The 13810-nt window shown below is 62.1% G+C and carries 16 protein-coding genes (1 of these 16 only partly in view); 5 read left to right on the top strand and 11 right to left on the bottom strand.

Annotation, left to right across the window (positions count from 1 at the left end):
- The 3 genes from msrP to KJP28_RS15330 form a co-directional block, all read right to left on the bottom strand.
- On the bottom strand, window positions 1–374 hold the start of the coding sequence (gene msrP, locus KJP28_RS15340; protein WP_218393515.1) for a protein-methionine-sulfoxide reductase catalytic subunit MsrP. It extends 523 nt beyond the left edge of the window; 374 of the gene's 897 nt are visible here — the first part of the coding sequence; the start codon lies at window positions 372–374; its stop codon lies beyond the left edge, outside the window.
- Between the two features lie 68 nt (window positions 375–442).
- Window positions 443–1936 (bottom strand): FMN-binding glutamate synthase family protein, encoded by a 1494-nt coding sequence (locus tag KJP28_RS15335; RefSeq protein ID WP_218393514.1) that lies wholly within the window; start codon window positions 1934–1936, stop codon window positions 443–445.
- 38 nt (window positions 1937–1974) lie between these two features.
- Window positions 1975–2739: an FkbM family methyltransferase gene (locus KJP28_RS15330; protein ID WP_218393513.1), complete on the bottom strand. Its 765-nt coding sequence runs from the start codon at window positions 2737–2739 to the stop codon at window positions 1975–1977.
- Between the two features lie 331 nt (window positions 2740–3070).
- Here KJP28_RS15330 and KJP28_RS15325 point away from each other — a divergent pair, with 331 nt between their 5' ends.
- On the top strand, window positions 3071–3316 hold the full coding sequence (locus tag KJP28_RS15325) for an EF-hand domain-containing protein (protein WP_218393512.1): 246 nt from the start codon (window positions 3071–3073) through the stop codon (window positions 3314–3316).
- Between the two features lie 76 nt (window positions 3317–3392).
- On the opposite strand, the gene KJP28_RS15320 is transcribed toward KJP28_RS15325, so the two are convergent.
- The 4 genes from KJP28_RS15320 to clpB form a co-directional block, all read right to left on the bottom strand.
- The gene (locus tag KJP28_RS15320; protein WP_218393511.1) at window positions 3393–3842 is read right to left on the bottom strand and encodes an Mpo1 family 2-hydroxy fatty acid dioxygenase; all 450 of its coding nucleotides are present in this window, start codon (window positions 3840–3842) and stop codon (window positions 3393–3395) included.
- Window positions 3843–3915: 73 nt separating this feature from the next.
- Window positions 3916–4569, bottom strand: coding sequence for a TetR/AcrR family transcriptional regulator (locus KJP28_RS15315; protein ID WP_218393510.1), 654 nt, complete (start codon window positions 4567–4569; stop codon window positions 3916–3918).
- Between the two features lie 7 nt (window positions 4570–4576).
- Complete coding sequence (locus KJP28_RS15310) at window positions 4577–5683, bottom strand: YhgE/Pip domain-containing protein (RefSeq protein WP_218393509.1); 1107 nt, start codon at window positions 5681–5683, stop codon at window positions 4577–4579.
- A gap of 161 nt (window positions 5684–5844) precedes the next feature.
- Entirely contained in the window at window positions 5845–8460 is a 2616-nt protein-coding gene (clpB, locus tag KJP28_RS15305) for an ATP-dependent chaperone ClpB (RefSeq protein WP_218393508.1), read from the bottom strand.
- A 231-nt stretch (window positions 8461–8691) separates the two neighbouring features.
- Between clpB and KJP28_RS15300 the strand changes: the two genes are divergently transcribed.
- The 3 genes from KJP28_RS15300 to pyrF all read left to right on the top strand — a co-directional run bounded on the left by KJP28_RS15300 (window position 8692) and on the right by pyrF (window position 10517).
- Window positions 8692–8994 carry a hypothetical protein gene (locus KJP28_RS15300; RefSeq protein WP_218393507.1) on the top strand — a complete coding sequence of 101 codons (303 nt, stop codon included), beginning with the start codon at window positions 8692–8694 and terminating at the stop codon, window positions 8992–8994.
- A gap of 63 nt (window positions 8995–9057) precedes the next feature.
- Window positions 9058–9759 (top strand): phosphatidylethanolamine N-methyltransferase family protein, encoded by a 702-nt coding sequence (locus KJP28_RS15295; RefSeq protein WP_218393506.1) that lies wholly within the window; start codon window positions 9058–9060, stop codon window positions 9757–9759.
- Window positions 9760–9809: 50 nt separating this feature from the next.
- Window positions 9810–10517, top strand: a complete 708-nt coding sequence (gene pyrF / locus KJP28_RS15290) for an orotidine-5'-phosphate decarboxylase (protein ID WP_218393505.1) — start codon at window positions 9810–9812, stop codon at window positions 10515–10517.
- A gap of 18 nt (window positions 10518–10535) precedes the next feature.
- Here pyrF and KJP28_RS15285 read toward each other — a convergent pair whose 3' ends face one another.
- The 3 genes from KJP28_RS15285 to KJP28_RS15275 all read right to left on the bottom strand — a co-directional run bounded on the left by KJP28_RS15285 (window position 10536) and on the right by KJP28_RS15275 (window position 12231).
- On the bottom strand, window positions 10536–10811 hold the full coding sequence (locus KJP28_RS15285) for an NfeD family protein (RefSeq protein WP_255552433.1): 276 nt from the start codon (window positions 10809–10811) through the stop codon (window positions 10536–10538).
- On the bottom strand, window positions 10811–11707 hold the full coding sequence (locus KJP28_RS15280; protein ID WP_218393503.1) for an SPFH domain-containing protein: 897 nt from the start codon (window positions 11705–11707) through the stop codon (window positions 10811–10813). The genes KJP28_RS15285 and KJP28_RS15280 overlap by 1 nt, the downstream gene beginning before the upstream one ends.
- Window positions 11708–11784: 77 nt before the next feature.
- Window positions 11785–12231, bottom strand: coding sequence for an NUDIX domain-containing protein (locus tag KJP28_RS15275; RefSeq protein WP_255552432.1), 447 nt, complete (start codon window positions 12229–12231; stop codon window positions 11785–11787).
- Window positions 12232–12258: 27 nt separating this feature from the next.
- Between KJP28_RS15275 and KJP28_RS15270 the strand changes: the two genes are divergently transcribed.
- Complete coding sequence (locus tag KJP28_RS15270; protein ID WP_218393502.1) at window positions 12259–13176, top strand: ring-cleaving dioxygenase; 918 nt, start codon at window positions 12259–12261, stop codon at window positions 13174–13176.
- On the opposite strand, the gene KJP28_RS15265 is transcribed toward KJP28_RS15270, so the two are convergent.
- Window positions 13160–13807: an RluA family pseudouridine synthase gene (locus KJP28_RS15265; RefSeq protein ID WP_218393501.1), complete on the bottom strand. Its 648-nt coding sequence runs from the start codon at window positions 13805–13807 to the stop codon at window positions 13160–13162. The genes KJP28_RS15270 and KJP28_RS15265 overlap by 17 nt on opposite strands.
- Window positions 13808–13810 lie beyond the last annotated feature (3 nt).

The raw sequence follows: 13810 nt of genomic DNA, 5'->3' as shown, positions 1-13810 counted from the left end.
GGAATGACCATCGACCACGCTTCGACACAGCGGAAACGGTAGATGCGCTCCTCGATGTCGACGCCCGAGAGAATGTCCTCCATCGAATAGTCGCCCGGCTTGTCCACCATACCGCCGACTTCGATTGACCACGGCGAGGTCGTAAGCATGTGCGCATACTTGGCCGGGTCGTCCTTACCTGTGCCGAATTCATAGTAGTTGTTGTAGCCGGAGATCTCCTCGAGCGTATTCGGCTCGAGATCCTGCGCCATTGCGCGGCGACCACCGAGACCGGCAAGAGCGAGCCCGCCGGCGCCCGCCATGATCTGGCGGCGGTTGAGATACAATCCCTTCGGCGTCACGTCGTGCCGGGTCAGGTCAGGCTTGAAACCCATTGTCAGTCCTCCGTTCGTATTGAACTGGTCTTACCAATAGCTACGGCACTGCGACCAATGAAGTTTCCTCACGAAAGCGCGTGAGTATTGTAACTTGGATAAATCTCGTTCATCGGGATCGACCGTCCGTCAGCCTGCACGATGCGAACGTGCCGCCGACGCATCTGGCGCGGTTCGGCGACGCCCACGCTGTGGGCGATGGTCTCGACCTCACGCGACATGTTCCGGGCGAACGCGGCGACCTTCTTTGCCTTTTCCTTCGGCACGAGTCCCCGTTGCAGGTGTTCGTCATGGGTGGTGACGCCGGTCGGGCAGGTGTTCTTGTTGCACTTGAGAGCCTGAATGCAGCCCAGCGAGAACATGAAGCCGCGTGCGGACATGACGAAATCGGCGCCCGCGCAGATCGCCCAGGCCACATCGGAGGGGTTTACCATCTTGCCCGACGCGACAATGCGAATGCGGTCATGCAGCCCGCGCTGGTCACGAAGGTCGACGATGCGGGGCAGCGCCTCGCGGATCGGCATTCCGACGAGATCCATCAGCGGCATCGGGGCGGCCCCGGTTCCGCCTTCGCCACCGTCGATGGTGATGAAGTCCGGGGCGTGTTCCTCGCCACGGCGGATGATTGCGTCGAACAGATCGGAAAACGGATCGACCGCGCCGACGACCGTCTTGAAGCCGACCGGCTTGCCGGTCACGTCGCGAATATGGGCGATCACGTCGAGGAGGTCGCCCCAATCGTCGATCTCGGCATGGCGGTTCGGGCTTTCGGATGCCTTGCCGACCGGAATGCCGCGGATGCGCGCGATCTCCTCATCCACCTTGGCGGCGGGCAGGATGCCACCCTTCCCCGGCTTGGCGCCCTGCGCGAGCTTGAGCTCGAACATCTTGACCTCGGGATGCGCGGCGACTTCGCGGAGCTTTTCGTCCGAAAGATTTCCTTCCTCGTCGCGCACACCGTATTTCGCCGTGCCGATCTGATAGACGACATCGCAACCGCCCTCGAGGTGGTAGGGCGACAGACCCCCCTCCCCGGTGTTCATCCAGATGCCCGCCTCTTTTGCGCCGCGCGACAAAGCGCGGACAGCGGGTTTGGACAGAGCACCGTAAGACATCCCGGAGATGTTGAAGATCGACCCGGCGCTATAGGGTTCCCGCGCGCCCGGCCCTATCACCAGCGGCGCGGTCTTGGCATATTGAAAGCCAAGCGGCGGGAAGGCGGCGTTGACGAAGATCGTCGTGCCGGGGGCCGAGATATTGCGGGTCGACCCGAAGGCAATGGTGTTGTCCTTGTCGTCGGCGGCCTTGTAGACCCAGTCGCGTTGCGCCCGGTTGAACGGCATCTCTTCGCGGTCCATGGCGAAGAAGTACTGCCGGAAGAACTCGCCGAGATTCGTGAAGAGGTGGCGGAAGCGCCCGATCACGGGGTAGTTGCGGCGCACCGCATCCGCCGTCTGGAACTTGTCGATGAACCACATGAAGATCGCGGCCGCGATGACGAGCCCGATCACCACGACAAGCGCCAGCGCCAGAAGCTCCAGATACCAGACCGTCGATCCCATGTCTTCCTCCCCGGTGGCTTCGGATCAGGCGTCGCCGTTCATTCCGCGGCGCATGTCTCCGCCTTTTCCTCAGGTAACAGCAGATGGTTCTTGTTCAATCGGTAGCGCTGGACGGTTTGTTCCAGTTTATAGCCATGCGCTCCGACCCAGTCGAAGAACGCCTGCTCGTTCTCGTTGTCCACTTCGACGAGCAGAAGGGGTCTGTGGGTCGCAATCGTTTGTTCCAGCCCGTCGAGCACCTTCATTTCCATCCCCTCGACGTCGATCTTGATCATGTCGGGGGACTCGTCCGCCAGCAATTCGTCCCCGGAAACCACAGCAAGCTCGCCTTCGCCCGGCAACATCTTGGCACCGCCCAGGTTCCGCTCGCGCTTCTGCATCGCGTAACCTCCGCCCGCCTTGTCCGACAAACCGACCCCGAGCCTGGTCAGATCGACGATATCCTCGAGCCTGTTTATGACGACGTTATGGGCGAGCAGACGGTAGGCCGGACGATTGGGTTCGACCGGCACGACCCGCGCGGCCTTCAGCAGGAGCGCCGCATATAATGTGTGGTTGCCGACGTTCGCGCCGATGTCGACGAACGTGCCGCCCGCGGGAAACAGCCTGCGCAATTGACCCAGCTCTTTCTGCTCATAGAAGCGCCCGCGCCGATGATTGCGCTGAATCGGATCGTTGACCATGTCGACGCAGAAGCTCACCCGGACGTCATCCACCTTTGTATGGATAAGGGTCGCGTTTCTGGCGCGGAACGGTTTCCCGGATCTCAGCTTTCGCAGGATTCGTTCGACGTCGGGATTCATACCGTCTCCTGGATGCTCGCACCGGTCCGGGTCTTGCGCCCGTTGGGGCGATCATGCCTCACCCACCTGTGGCGAACAAGCGAATTCCCGGCGGGGATTCCGGGCACGAGTCAAGCGGCAACCTGCCCAATTCGACCTGCCGGATCAGAGCCGTTCCGCCGCATGGCGGTTTCACGCTTTCGGTGTGCGTTTCCCCGCCGTTGCGAACCGGCCGAACTCGCGGCCTGTCGCCCAGAACCGGCCAAATTCGCGGCACCCCTCGCAGAGATTGGCCTCTCGTGGCTCTGTCGCTTCACCCAAGAACGGGAAACAGAGTGGAGGAACGAAAGATATGAAACTCGCCAATCTCTCAATCGCCGCAATCCTTGCCGCGTCGAGCTTTGCCATTGCCCAGGATGCCGCGCCGGTCGACACCGACGGGGATGGCATGATGTCACCCGAAGAAGTCATGGCGGCGTTCCCGGACGTGAACGAAGACGTGTTCACGGCCGCCGACACCGACGGCGACGGCATGTTGTCGATGGAAGAATTCGCAGCGGCCCAGGAAGACGGATTGATCCCGGCGGAAGAGATGTAACGCCCTGACCTCTTTCGCCACGGGGGTATCCTACCCCCGAGCCGGCCCTCGCCATAAAGGCGGGGGCCGTGTCGTTTCAATATGACAAGCCCGCGCGCTTGAAGAGAAAAGACAACAGCCACGCCGGTCCGATCAGCAGGAACTGCACGTCCTTGAAGAACGACGGCTTCTTGCCTTCGACCTTGTGACCCCAGAATTGCCCCAGCCAGGCGAGTACGAAGAGGATCAGAGCCGTCGCCCAGATTGGCAGCGGCACGATGGCCTCAAGCGCGAGAATGATCGCGTATCCAACCGCCAAAACGACGACGAAGCCGATGGCGAGCGGCACGGACAGAAACGCATAGTAGATGAGTGCGGCGATGGCGACCGGCCAGAGCAGGTTCACCCCGGCGACGGGCGGGATGGCGTAGATCAGCGCCATGACGCAGACGAATATCACCGGAACGCAGATCCAGTGAACTTTCTTGTTCGTCGGGTTTTGATGGCTCTCGCCATATTCCGATAAGAGCGCGTCGATCCTTCGCATGTCGGGTCCTCCTCCCACCTGCGGAAAAGGATGCACAGACACCGAGTGCCTGTCATCCCTGACGCCACGGGAGTCAGGTCGTGGCATTCAGTCCGTCAAAAATCAGGCCGACCATGAAATCGACCTCCTCTTCATCCGACCAGCCGTGGTCCGGCGAGACCAGAGTTCGCTGGAGATGATATCCAAGAAGGAGACCACCCAGTATACGGAAGAAACGCTCTCGATCGAGGTCGGTCTTGGGGCCGAACATGGCGACGATCGGTGCGATCTGCTGAAACAGCCCGCCAACCTCTCGCTCGAAGATGGCGCGCAGATCCTGGTTCACGAGGATCTCTTGCAAGACGATCTTCACCAGCGGCTCGTAGACGCGCATGAAATGCAGGCGGGACAGCATGACCTCCCGCAGGATCAGGCGCGGTTCCCCTGCGTGCTGGCGGGCCAACTCGGTTGCTTCACGGCTGGCGGCGGGCGTCAGGATATGGCGGACGACAGGTGCGGCGATCCGTAGTAGCAGGTCACGCTTCGAGGGGAAATGCCGGAAAATCGTCGCCTCGGCGATGCCGGCGCGCTCTGCGATCAGCTTGGTCGAGGTGCCGTCATAGCCATATTCGGCAAAGCAATCGAGCGCAGCGAGGACCGCAAGACGCTTCTTTGGCGCCATGCGGCCCTCGGCCTTCTCGACCGCTTCGAGCACGGCCTGATACGCGTCGCTTTCGAATATCTCCATGCGGTCCTTACGCGGTCGCCCCGGCCTGTTGGCGCGCCGGAAGCGCCGCCTTGATCCAGATAAGTGCGAGGCCGAGTATCGCGATGGTAGCGATGAGGACAAGCGGATAGGCCGCGCCCATGCCGTGAACCGCCGCGCGGTAAGCTGCACCGATCTGGTCCAGCCCCAGGGCGCCGATCGTATCGGCGAGCCACGCGGGAGCCGCCGCGGTCGGGGCCATGACGCCCCCGATGGCGGATTGGTAGAAAACCAGCGGCAGGATCAGGACGATCACCCAGAGGCCCAGAAGCGACAAGAGCCCGGTCAGAAGCCATGTCAGCGCCAGCGCGGTCGGCCAGACCGCCAGCCAGGCCGGGAGCGCCGCGCCCCAGTCAACGGTGAACCCCACGACGAGGGCGAGGCAGAGCGCCGCCAACCCGGTGGACAGCACGGGAAGTACGCTGCGCGTCGTCGCCATCGTTCCACGATCTGCTCGACCTCGCGTCGCGAGTGTCATCATCACCGCGCCGACGAAGGATGCGAGCCATGTGGTATAGAGCATCGCGAAGGGTGCCTGCACCGCCGCCATGTCCGCCGGCTCGCCAAGCGCCGTCACGTTCGCCGCGACCGGCATCTGGCCCGATGGCATCTGCCCCTGCGAAATCGCGAGCTTCATCGAGGCAACGCCGGCAGACATCGCAGCAGGCAGCATCTGTTGAAGTTGTTGCGTGACCTGCACCTCGGCCACGGTCAGGTGCGATCCCGTCACGATATCGAAGACCGCCTGATCGCCGCGCATGGCGTTTTGCGAGAAATCTTCGGGGAAATGCAGCACCACGCTGATGTCGCCCGCCGCGAGCGCGGCTTCGGCATCCGCCCGGCTGTCGAAGGCTTGGGTTTGAAACGGAAGTTGCCCGGACAGCCCCTGCAACATGCGCTCGGAGACCTTGATGGGTGGCATCGGCAGCCCTGCATCCTCATTCACGATCCCAAGCGTGATCGAGGCCGCGGAACGGGCCGGGTCCATCGGCGCGGTCAGGGTGAACAGGGAGAAAACGATCATCACCAGCGCCGGAACGATCAGCGCAGGGCGCGCGGTCGGCGCGGACAGGAACGAATGCATGAGTTGTTTCATGGGAACCTCCTCGGGTTTCGCACCGATTGCGAGTGTTCGCTCGCATTGTGCGAGTAAACACTTACATTTTGGCATCCCCGCGTCAAGGAAAACAAAAAGGGCGGGGTCTCCCCCGCCCTTTCGTGGCACCGCCTGTGCCCGGTCGGTTGTCCGACCGATCTTTAGTGAACGACCGCGTCATCCGGTTTCGGGTTGTTCGAATTGCCAACCCGATCCCCGATGAGCAGCCCGTCCGCCCCGGCGGTCACCGGGATCGTCTCGCCGTCCATCACATCGCCCGACAAGATCGCCTCGGCCAGAGGGTCCTGCAACGCCTTCTGGATCACGCGCTTGAGCGGCCGTGCGCCATAGACCGGGTCATAACCCTGATCGGCGAGCCATTCCTTCGCGCTGTCGCCCAGCGTCAAGGTGATGTTCCGTTTGGCGAGCCGTTTGGCCAGCAATCCCAGCTGAATGTCGACGATCCCGTCCATGTCGTTCCGGCCAAGCCGGTCGAAGATCACGGTTTCGTCCAGACGGTTCAGGAACTCGGGGCGGAAGTGCGCCCGAACCGCGTCCATAACGTCCTGCTTGGCCTTCGACGCATCCGCATCATCCGGCAGCTGGCTCAGCGCCTGGCTTCCCAGGTTCGACGTGAGGATGATTAGCGTCTGCTTGAAGTCCACAGTCCGGCCCTGACCATCGGTCAGCACACCGTCATCGAGCACCTGAAGCAACACGTTGAACACGTCCGGGTGCGCCTTTTCGACTTCGTCGAACAGCACGACCTGGTACGGTTTGCGCCGCACGGCTTCGGTCAGGACGCCGCCTTCGTCATAGCCGACATAGCCCGGAGGCGCGCCGATCAGACGGGCGACCGCGTGCTTTTCCATGAACTCCGACATGTCGATACGCACCATGGCGCTGTCGTCGTCGAACAGGAATTCGGCCACGGCTTTCGTCAACTCGGTCTTGCCGACGCCGGTCGGCCCGAGGAAGAGGAAGCTGCCCAACGGCCGCGCCTCGTCGTTCAAGCCCGCTCGTGCCCGGCGGACCGCATTGGCCACCGCGCGCACCGCCTGATCCTGGCCGATGACCCGCTTGTGCAGACCATCTTCCATGCGCAGGAGTTTTTCGCGTTCGCCTTCGAGCATCTTGGAGGTCGGGATACCCGTCCACCGCTCGACGACCTGCGCGATCTGCTCGGGGCGCACGGCCTCTTCGACCATGACGTCGTCTTCGGCGCTCTCGGCTTCGGCGAGCTTCTTCTGCAACTCGGGAATGATCCCGTAGGACAGCTCACCGGCGCGGGCGAGATTGCCCTCACGCTTGGCACCGTCAAGTTCCGCCCGTGCCCGGTCGAGCTGCTCCTTCAACTCGCGCGCGCCCTCGAGCTTGTCGCGTTCGGACTGCCACTTGGCGGTCATGCTGGCCGACTTCTCCTGAAGGTCGGACAGCTCCGCCTCAAGCTTCTCGAGCCGGTCTTTCGATGCCTTGTCGTCCTCTTTCTTCAACGCCTCCGCTTCGATCTGAAGCTGGAGGATGTTGCGGTCGAGCTGGTCCAGTTCTTCGGGCTTGGAATCGACTTCCATGCGCAGACGGCTGGCCGCTTCGTCGACAAGGTCGATGGCCTTGTCCGGCAGGAAGCGGTTCGTGATGTAGCGGTTCGAAAGCTGCGCTGCGGCAACGAGGGCGGAGTCGCTGATCCGCACACCGTGGTGAAGCTCATACTTCTCCTTGATGCCCCGAAGGATCGAGATCGTGTCTTCGACCGTCGGTTCGTCCACCATCACCGGCTGGAACCGACGGGCAAGGGCCGCGTCTTTCTCGACATACTTGCGGTACTCGTCGAGCGTCGTGGCACCGACACAGTGAAGCTCCCCGCGCGCGAGCGCCGGTTTGATGAGGTTCGCGGCGTCCATGGCGCCATCGGTCTTGCCGGCACCTACGAGCGTGTGCATCTCGTCGATGAACAGGATGATCTCACCGGCGGCATCGGTGATCTCGTTCAGAACCGCCTTGAGCCGTTCCTCGAACTCCCCGCGATATTTCGCACCTGCGATCAGCGCACCCATGTCGAGCGCCAGAAGCTTCTTGTTCTTGAGGCTTTCGGGCACGTCACCATTGACGATGCGCAGGGCGAGGCCCTCGGCAATCGCGGTTTTACCCACGCCGGGGTCACCGATCAGGACCGGGTTGTTCTTGGTCCGGCGGCTGAGCACCTGCATCGCGCGTCGGATTTCCTCATCCCGTCCGATGATCGGGTCGATCTTACCCTCTTCAGCCGCCTCGGTCAGGTCGCGCGCGTATTTCGACAGCGCTTCATAGCTGTCTTCAGCGCTGGCGCTGTCGGCGGTGCGCCCTTTGCGCACATCGTTGATCGCGGCGTTGAGGTTCTGCGCAGTCACCGCACCGGCTTCCAACGCTTCCTTGGCCTTTGAACGCACAAGTGCGAGCGCCGTCAGGATGCGTTCGACGGGGACGAAACTGTCACCGGCTTTCTTGGCCACCTTCTCGGCCTCGTCCAGCACGCGGCCGGTCGCAGTATCGAGATAGAGTTGCCCTGCGTCACCCGTGACTTGCGGGATCTTAGCGATGAACGCGTCGTTGGCCTCGGCTACACGTTTGGGTTCGCCCCCTGCCTTGCGGATCAGGTTGGCGGCCATGCCTTCTTCGTCATCGAGCAAGGCCTTGAGCAAATGCTCCGGCGCGATTTTCTGATGGTTCTCGCGCATTGCGATCGTCTGGGCGGCCTGAATGAACCCACGCGACCGTTCCGTGAACTTTTCCAAATTCATCGTCTGTTCCTCTCTATAAGCGCCCATTTGTTCGGATGCCCGCCCGGCGGCGCACCCTGTATTGGGCCTCGGTTCTGTAGATGGGTGGTACCCGCGTCGCTCGCAAGACTGTGATCACAAAAAGTCGCAGGGGAAAATTCATTCTTCGGAAACCGAATTCGAACGGAAATTTCACTTCTCTCAACCATGCTTCCCGAAACCCTGCGTGCCCGACTGCCGAAAGGAAGCGAAATGAAAGTCACCGATATCAACCTGCGAGACCTGCAGTATGACGGCCAACGCGCATGTTTCCGCGCTTCGGTTTCCATGACGATGGAAGCGTCCGGTGACGCGCGGCCAAAGCGGGTCAATTTCATCTGCCAGAGCCATCGGGAGCTTGATTGCCCGTCCTCGCTCATCACATACGACATGGTGACACACGCACTTGAACAGGCCCGCCAGATGCCCGGTTTCCGCCGCGGGGAAGAGCAGATTTCGGTCGATATTTCCTCTGCCGTCACACCAAGACCCGCCATTACCCGTGCATCGGCCTAAGCGGCGGATTTCCCGCGCTGAAATTCCTGTTACTGTGGCCGGGAACTGGCGAGGGAACTTCGAATGGCGCGGATCGACGAAATCCGAGATGGCTCGACATGGGGACAGATCTTCGAAGGTCAGCCGCAACACATCCTGATCGCATTTTTCCTGGTCGTCGGCGCGACCGCACTGCTTATTGGTGACGCGCACCCGCCGCGAGTGCTAGGGCAGACGTCCGTCGGCTGGGCCGTGACGTCGATCTGGCTCGCGGTCCTGCATCAGGTGATTGTCGCGATCGTCTTTCGTCTGCAACTCCACAAAGGGTTGATGACACGCCTGTTCGGTCACCGCGATCTTGCAGTGTGGTCCGCGATCTTCATGCCGCTTCTGATAGCGCGGCCTTTGACCGTTATCCTCACAGGGTTGGCGGATACGCGTGCGCCGCCCGGCATCGAGGCGTTGAATTACATTGTCGGTGCACTCCTCTTGGCACTCGCGGTCTGGGGGATGCATTCGACGCTGAAGTATTTCACCCTGCGCCGCGCGGTCGGCGGAGATCATTTCCGCGAAGACATCAGGGCTTTGCCGAAAGTGAAAGGCGGCATCTTCGATTACACGGACAATGGCATGTACGGGGTCGTGTTCTTCGGCCTGTGGGGCATCGCGCTCCTGCTCGGCTCATGGAACGCGCTGATCGTCGCGCTGTTCCAGCACGCGTATATCTGGGTGCACATGTACATGACGGAAGCGCCCGACATGCGCAGGCTTTACAGCGACGCTTGACGCCGAAGCCGCCCCTGCGCACAAGGAGCGAAACGTAAAAGGGGGCCGACATGACCGGGACGATGACCAAGAGCGACGACCGCCTGATCGTGGCGCTGGATGTGCCGAACGCGCTTCAGGGCCTGCAACTGGCGCAGGAAATCGGGGAAGCGGTCGGGTTTTACAAGATCGGGCTGGGGATGCTGACCGGAGGCGGGCTTGCGCTGGCACGCGAGTTGATCGACGAGATGGACAAGCGCATCTTCCTCGATATGAAGCTTTTCGACATCGGCAACACCGTCGAGGCCGCCGTGCGCGGGCTTGCGAATTACGGGCTGGATTTTCTGACCGTGCACGGCGACCCCCATGTGGTGCGCGCCGCGGGCGAAGGCAAAGGCACGTCGGACACCAAGATCCTTGCTGTCACCATCCTGACCTCGATGGATCGCGCTGACCTCGACAACATGATGATCGTTCCCGGTGATGTGCAGGAGTTGGTCGTCGAACGCGCCCGACGCGCGATGGAAGCCGGGGCCGACGGGGTCATCGCTTCACCTCAGGAAGCCGCGTTGATCCGTGCGTTGCCGGAAGCGAAAGGCAAGCTGATCGTCACGCCCGGCGTTCGCCCGGTCGGAGCCGATCTCGGCGACCAGAAACGGGTCATGACCCCGGGTGATGCGATCCGCGCCGGGGCGGATCATATCGTGGTCGGTCGTCCGGTGAACAAGGCGGCCGATCCCAAGGGCGCGGCGGAAGCAATCCTGTCCGAATTGCCCTGATCGCAGGTTTCGGTCACTTCAGGGGTCTTCGTTGATGTCCCGGTCGAAGGTCTTTCGCTGACCTTTCCGCTCGCCGACGATTTGCCGTGCCACAGCCCATGCGATGGCCGAAACGACGGCGAAGATCACGAGGAGCCACGGCAGGGTCAGCGACAAGCCAAGCGCCAGAAGCACGCCGACTACCGCTGCACCGAAAGCGAAACCGACGAAGATGAAGCCGGGCAGGATCAGCTCGAGAATAGCAAGAACCAGCGCCCCGGCGATCCAGACCCACCAGATTTCCCAAAGTTCCATCACGACGACTTGCCTTTCAGCATCGAGAACGCGTCGGTGAAGGCATCAAGCGCGTTTGCAGGCAGCAGGATCGTCTGCTTACCCGATCCTTCACCGACCTTGGTCAGCGCCTCCACCTGTTTCAAGGCGACCTGGTATTGCGCGGCTTCGAGGCCGTTCTTCGCGATGGCCTCTGCGACCACTTCGGTCGCATAGGCTTCGGCGTCGGCCTGGATGCGCCGTGCTTTCGCGGTCTGTTCGGCGGCATAAAGCTCGGCATCCGCGTTGAGTTCGACGGCGCGCTTCTGGCCCTCGGCCTCGGTCACCTGCGCGCGGCGGGCGCGTTCGGCGTTCAACTGCTGCAACATCGCGTCACGGGTTGCCTGATCGAGATTAACGTCGAGGATCTCGGCCCGCGTCACTTCGATCCCCCAGGCATCGACCGCGTCTTCCACGCTGGCCTTGATCTGCGAGATCAGTTGCGAGCGGTTCGACTGCACGTCGTCAAGATCCATCTTGCCGATCTCGGCCCGGACGATCCCCGCCACGGTCGTGGAAATCGCCGCGTCGACATCACGGATGCGATAGACCGTCTTTTCCGGCTGGAGAATGCGGTAAAAGACGCTTGTGTCGATCTGAACGAGCACGTTGTCACGCGTGATGGCGTCCTGCGACGCGTTCGGAAGCTGGCGTTCGAGGATCGACACTTGATGGCGCACCCGGTCGAGGAACGGGATGATGAAGTTAATCCCCGGCCCCAGGACCGCTTGCAGCCGTCCGAAGCGTTCGACCACGTATTTCTCGGATTGCGGCACGATCCGCACACCGAGGAAAATCGAAAGAATGATGAAAGCTGCGATGAGCAGCAATACGATATTCGCGCCCACGAACTCGCTCAGAAATCGCTCTAAATCCATGAAAGGTCCCTGCCCTTGTAATGCCTGTGCAAGGTTATAGACGGCGAACACTGTGCGGTTAAGTCCGAAATGTCCGGCTATCCCCCCAAGAGCGCCTCCATCGCATCCGCGACACGAATGCGGAAATGCGGGACGACATCGGCCTGAAGGACCCATTCCGCGGGGTCGACGAGGGCGAGACGCTGGCCTTCCGGACCCAACGACACTTCGTGCTCACGCGACCGGTCCAGCCGGGCGGAGAAACACCACGCCGGACGTGGCCTTTGGTAGAACTTGCGCCAGACGAGATCGGCAGGCGTGAGCCTGACCCCGATCTCTTCACGCGTTTCGCGCAACACGCAGTCCTCGGGGCTTTCGCTACCTTCCCGCCCGCCCCCTGGCAGATCCCACAACCCCGGCCACGGCAAGCCAGGCTTGTCGTCCCGTTGAATCGTGACAATGCGCCGACCGACCAGAAGCACGAGCTTCGCCCCGACGAAATCCGTTTCCGGCCAATCCATGCAATAATCCACCATGCGTGCCATATCGTAGCCACCTGAAAGGAGACCAGAATGATCCCGCATATCCAAGGCCTACACCACGTCACCGCGTTTGCCGGACCTGCGCCCGAGAACGATGCTTTCTTCACCGGGTCACTTGGCTTGCGGCGGGTCAAGACAACCGTGAACTTCGACAACCCGCACGTATATCACCTTTACTTCGGTGACCGAGCCGGCACGCCCGGCACCGTGATGACGCATTTCCCAGACCGCAAATGGAAACAGGGACAGCGCGGGACCGGTGAAGTCGGCGTGGTCGCCTTCGCCGTTCCGAAAGGCTCGCTCGACGATTGGTGGGAACGGCTCGACGGTGGCGCGATGGTCGAAGCATTCGGGGAAAAGAGGCTGCATTTCCCCGGACCGGACGGCGAGATGCTGGCGCTGGTCGAAGCCGAAGATCCGCGTGAGGGGTGGACGGCGTTGCCCGACAGCATGGCGATCACGGGGTTCCACTCGGTCGATCTATGCCTCGCTGATCCGCGCCCCACACTCGAACTGCTCACCGCGATGGGCTACCGCGAGGCAGGGCGCGAAGGCGCGACCACGCGGATGACGATGGAAGCTCCGGTGGGCGTGATCGACATCACCCATGCCCCGGACCTGCCGAAATCCGTCGAAGGCGCGGGATCGGTCCACCACATCGCCTTCGCCACACCCGATGACGAGACCCAGCGCGCCGTGCGAGAGGCGGTGATCGACATGGGGCTCAGGCCGACAGAGGTGCGGGATCGCAACTACTTCCACTCGATCTATTTCCGCGAGCCGGGGGGCGTACTGTTCGAGGTCGCGACGCTGGACATCGGGTTCGACGTGGACGAGCCGGTCGAGACCCTGGGCGAGGCGCTGAAACTGCCGAAAGAGCACGAGCATCTGCGCGAGGAATTGAAAAATGTTCTGGAGCCGATTCCGAACCTCAGAATGGAGGCTTAGAGCGAAAAGTCAGCCCCTTTCCCCCGTCCGGGTGCCGAAACCGGAGCGTTTCGGCGTGCAGCATGAGGCGGGGAAATGCCCGCGCCGGGCCTTCGGCGTAGAACGGATCGCCCAGGATCGGATGCCCGAGTTCGAGCATATGCACGCGTAGTTGATGCGACCGGCCGGTGAGCGGCATGAGCCGCATTCGAGTCGTGCCGTCCTGACGTTTGAGCACCTTCCATTCGGTCGTCGCAGGCTTGCCGTTTTCATGGTCCACGTGTTGCTTCGGGCGGTTCGGCCAATCGACGATCAGGGGAAGGTCGATGGTCCCGGCATCGCCCGCGACCTCTCCCCAGACCCGCGCGACATAAGTTTTTTTCACCATCCGCTTCTCGAATTGCAGGCCGAGGTGGCGTTGCGCATGGGGGGTCAGAGCGAAGACCATGACGCCCGACGTGTCCCGGTCGAGACGATGCACCAGTAGCGCCTCGGGAAAGACCTCCTGCACCCGCGCGAGCAGGCAATCGGCAAGATGTTCGCCCTTTCCCGGCACCGACAACAGCCCGGCGGGCTTGTCCACCAGCAAAACCTCGTGGTCCTGATGAATCACGGCGAGCGGAGTGTCGGGCGGGGCGTAGACATCGGACATATC

The sequence above is a fragment of the Maritimibacter dapengensis genome (assembly GCF_019218265.1).
In the GTDB taxonomy this organism is placed as follows: domain Bacteria; phylum Pseudomonadota; class Alphaproteobacteria; order Rhodobacterales; family Rhodobacteraceae; genus Maritimibacter; species Maritimibacter dapengensis.
This window is presented reverse-complemented; position numbering and strand designations above follow the sequence as displayed.

Coding starts and splice junctions, on each gene's coding strand:
- KJP28_RS15335 (WP_218393514.1), bottom strand. CDS start 1,936: ATGGGATCGACGGTCTGGTATCTGGAGCTTCTGGCGCTGGCGCTTGTC.
- KJP28_RS15330 (WP_218393513.1), bottom strand. CDS start 2,739: ATGAATCCCGACGTCGAACGAATCCTGCGAAAGCTGAGATCCGGGAAA.
- KJP28_RS15325 (WP_218393512.1), top strand. CDS start 3,071: ATGAAACTCGCCAATCTCTCAATCGCCGCAATCCTTGCCGCGTCGAGC.
- KJP28_RS15320 (WP_218393511.1), bottom strand. CDS start 3,842: ATGCGAAGGATCGACGCGCTCTTATCGGAATATGGCGAGAGCCATCAA.
- KJP28_RS15315 (WP_218393510.1), bottom strand. CDS start 4,569: ATGGAGATATTCGAAAGCGACGCGTATCAGGCCGTGCTCGAAGCGGTC.
- KJP28_RS15310 (WP_218393509.1), bottom strand. CDS start 5,683: ATGAAACAACTCATGCATTCGTTCCTGTCCGCGCCGACCGCGCGCCCT.
- clpB (WP_218393508.1), bottom strand. CDS start 8,460: ATGAATTTGGAAAAGTTCACGGAACGGTCGCGTGGGTTCATTCAGGCC.
- KJP28_RS15300 (WP_218393507.1), top strand. CDS start 8,692: ATGAAAGTCACCGATATCAACCTGCGAGACCTGCAGTATGACGGCCAA.
- KJP28_RS15295 (WP_218393506.1), top strand. CDS start 9,058: ATGGCGCGGATCGACGAAATCCGAGATGGCTCGACATGGGGACAGATC.
- pyrF (WP_218393505.1), top strand. CDS start 9,810: ATGACCGGGACGATGACCAAGAGCGACGACCGCCTGATCGTGGCGCTG.
- KJP28_RS15285 (WP_255552433.1), bottom strand. CDS start 10,811: ATGGAACTTTGGGAAATCTGGTGGGTCTGGATCGCCGGGGCGCTGGTT.
- KJP28_RS15280 (WP_218393503.1), bottom strand. CDS start 11,707: ATGGATTTAGAGCGATTTCTGAGCGAGTTCGTGGGCGCGAATATCGTA.
- KJP28_RS15275 (WP_255552432.1), bottom strand. CDS start 12,231: ATGGCACGCATGGTGGATTATTGCATGGATTGGCCGGAAACGGATTTC.
- KJP28_RS15270 (WP_218393502.1), top strand. CDS start 12,259: ATGATCCCGCATATCCAAGGCCTACACCACGTCACCGCGTTTGCCGGA.
- KJP28_RS15265 (WP_218393501.1), bottom strand. CDS start 13,807: ATGTCCGATGTCTACGCCCCGCCCGACACTCCGCTCGCCGTGATTCAT.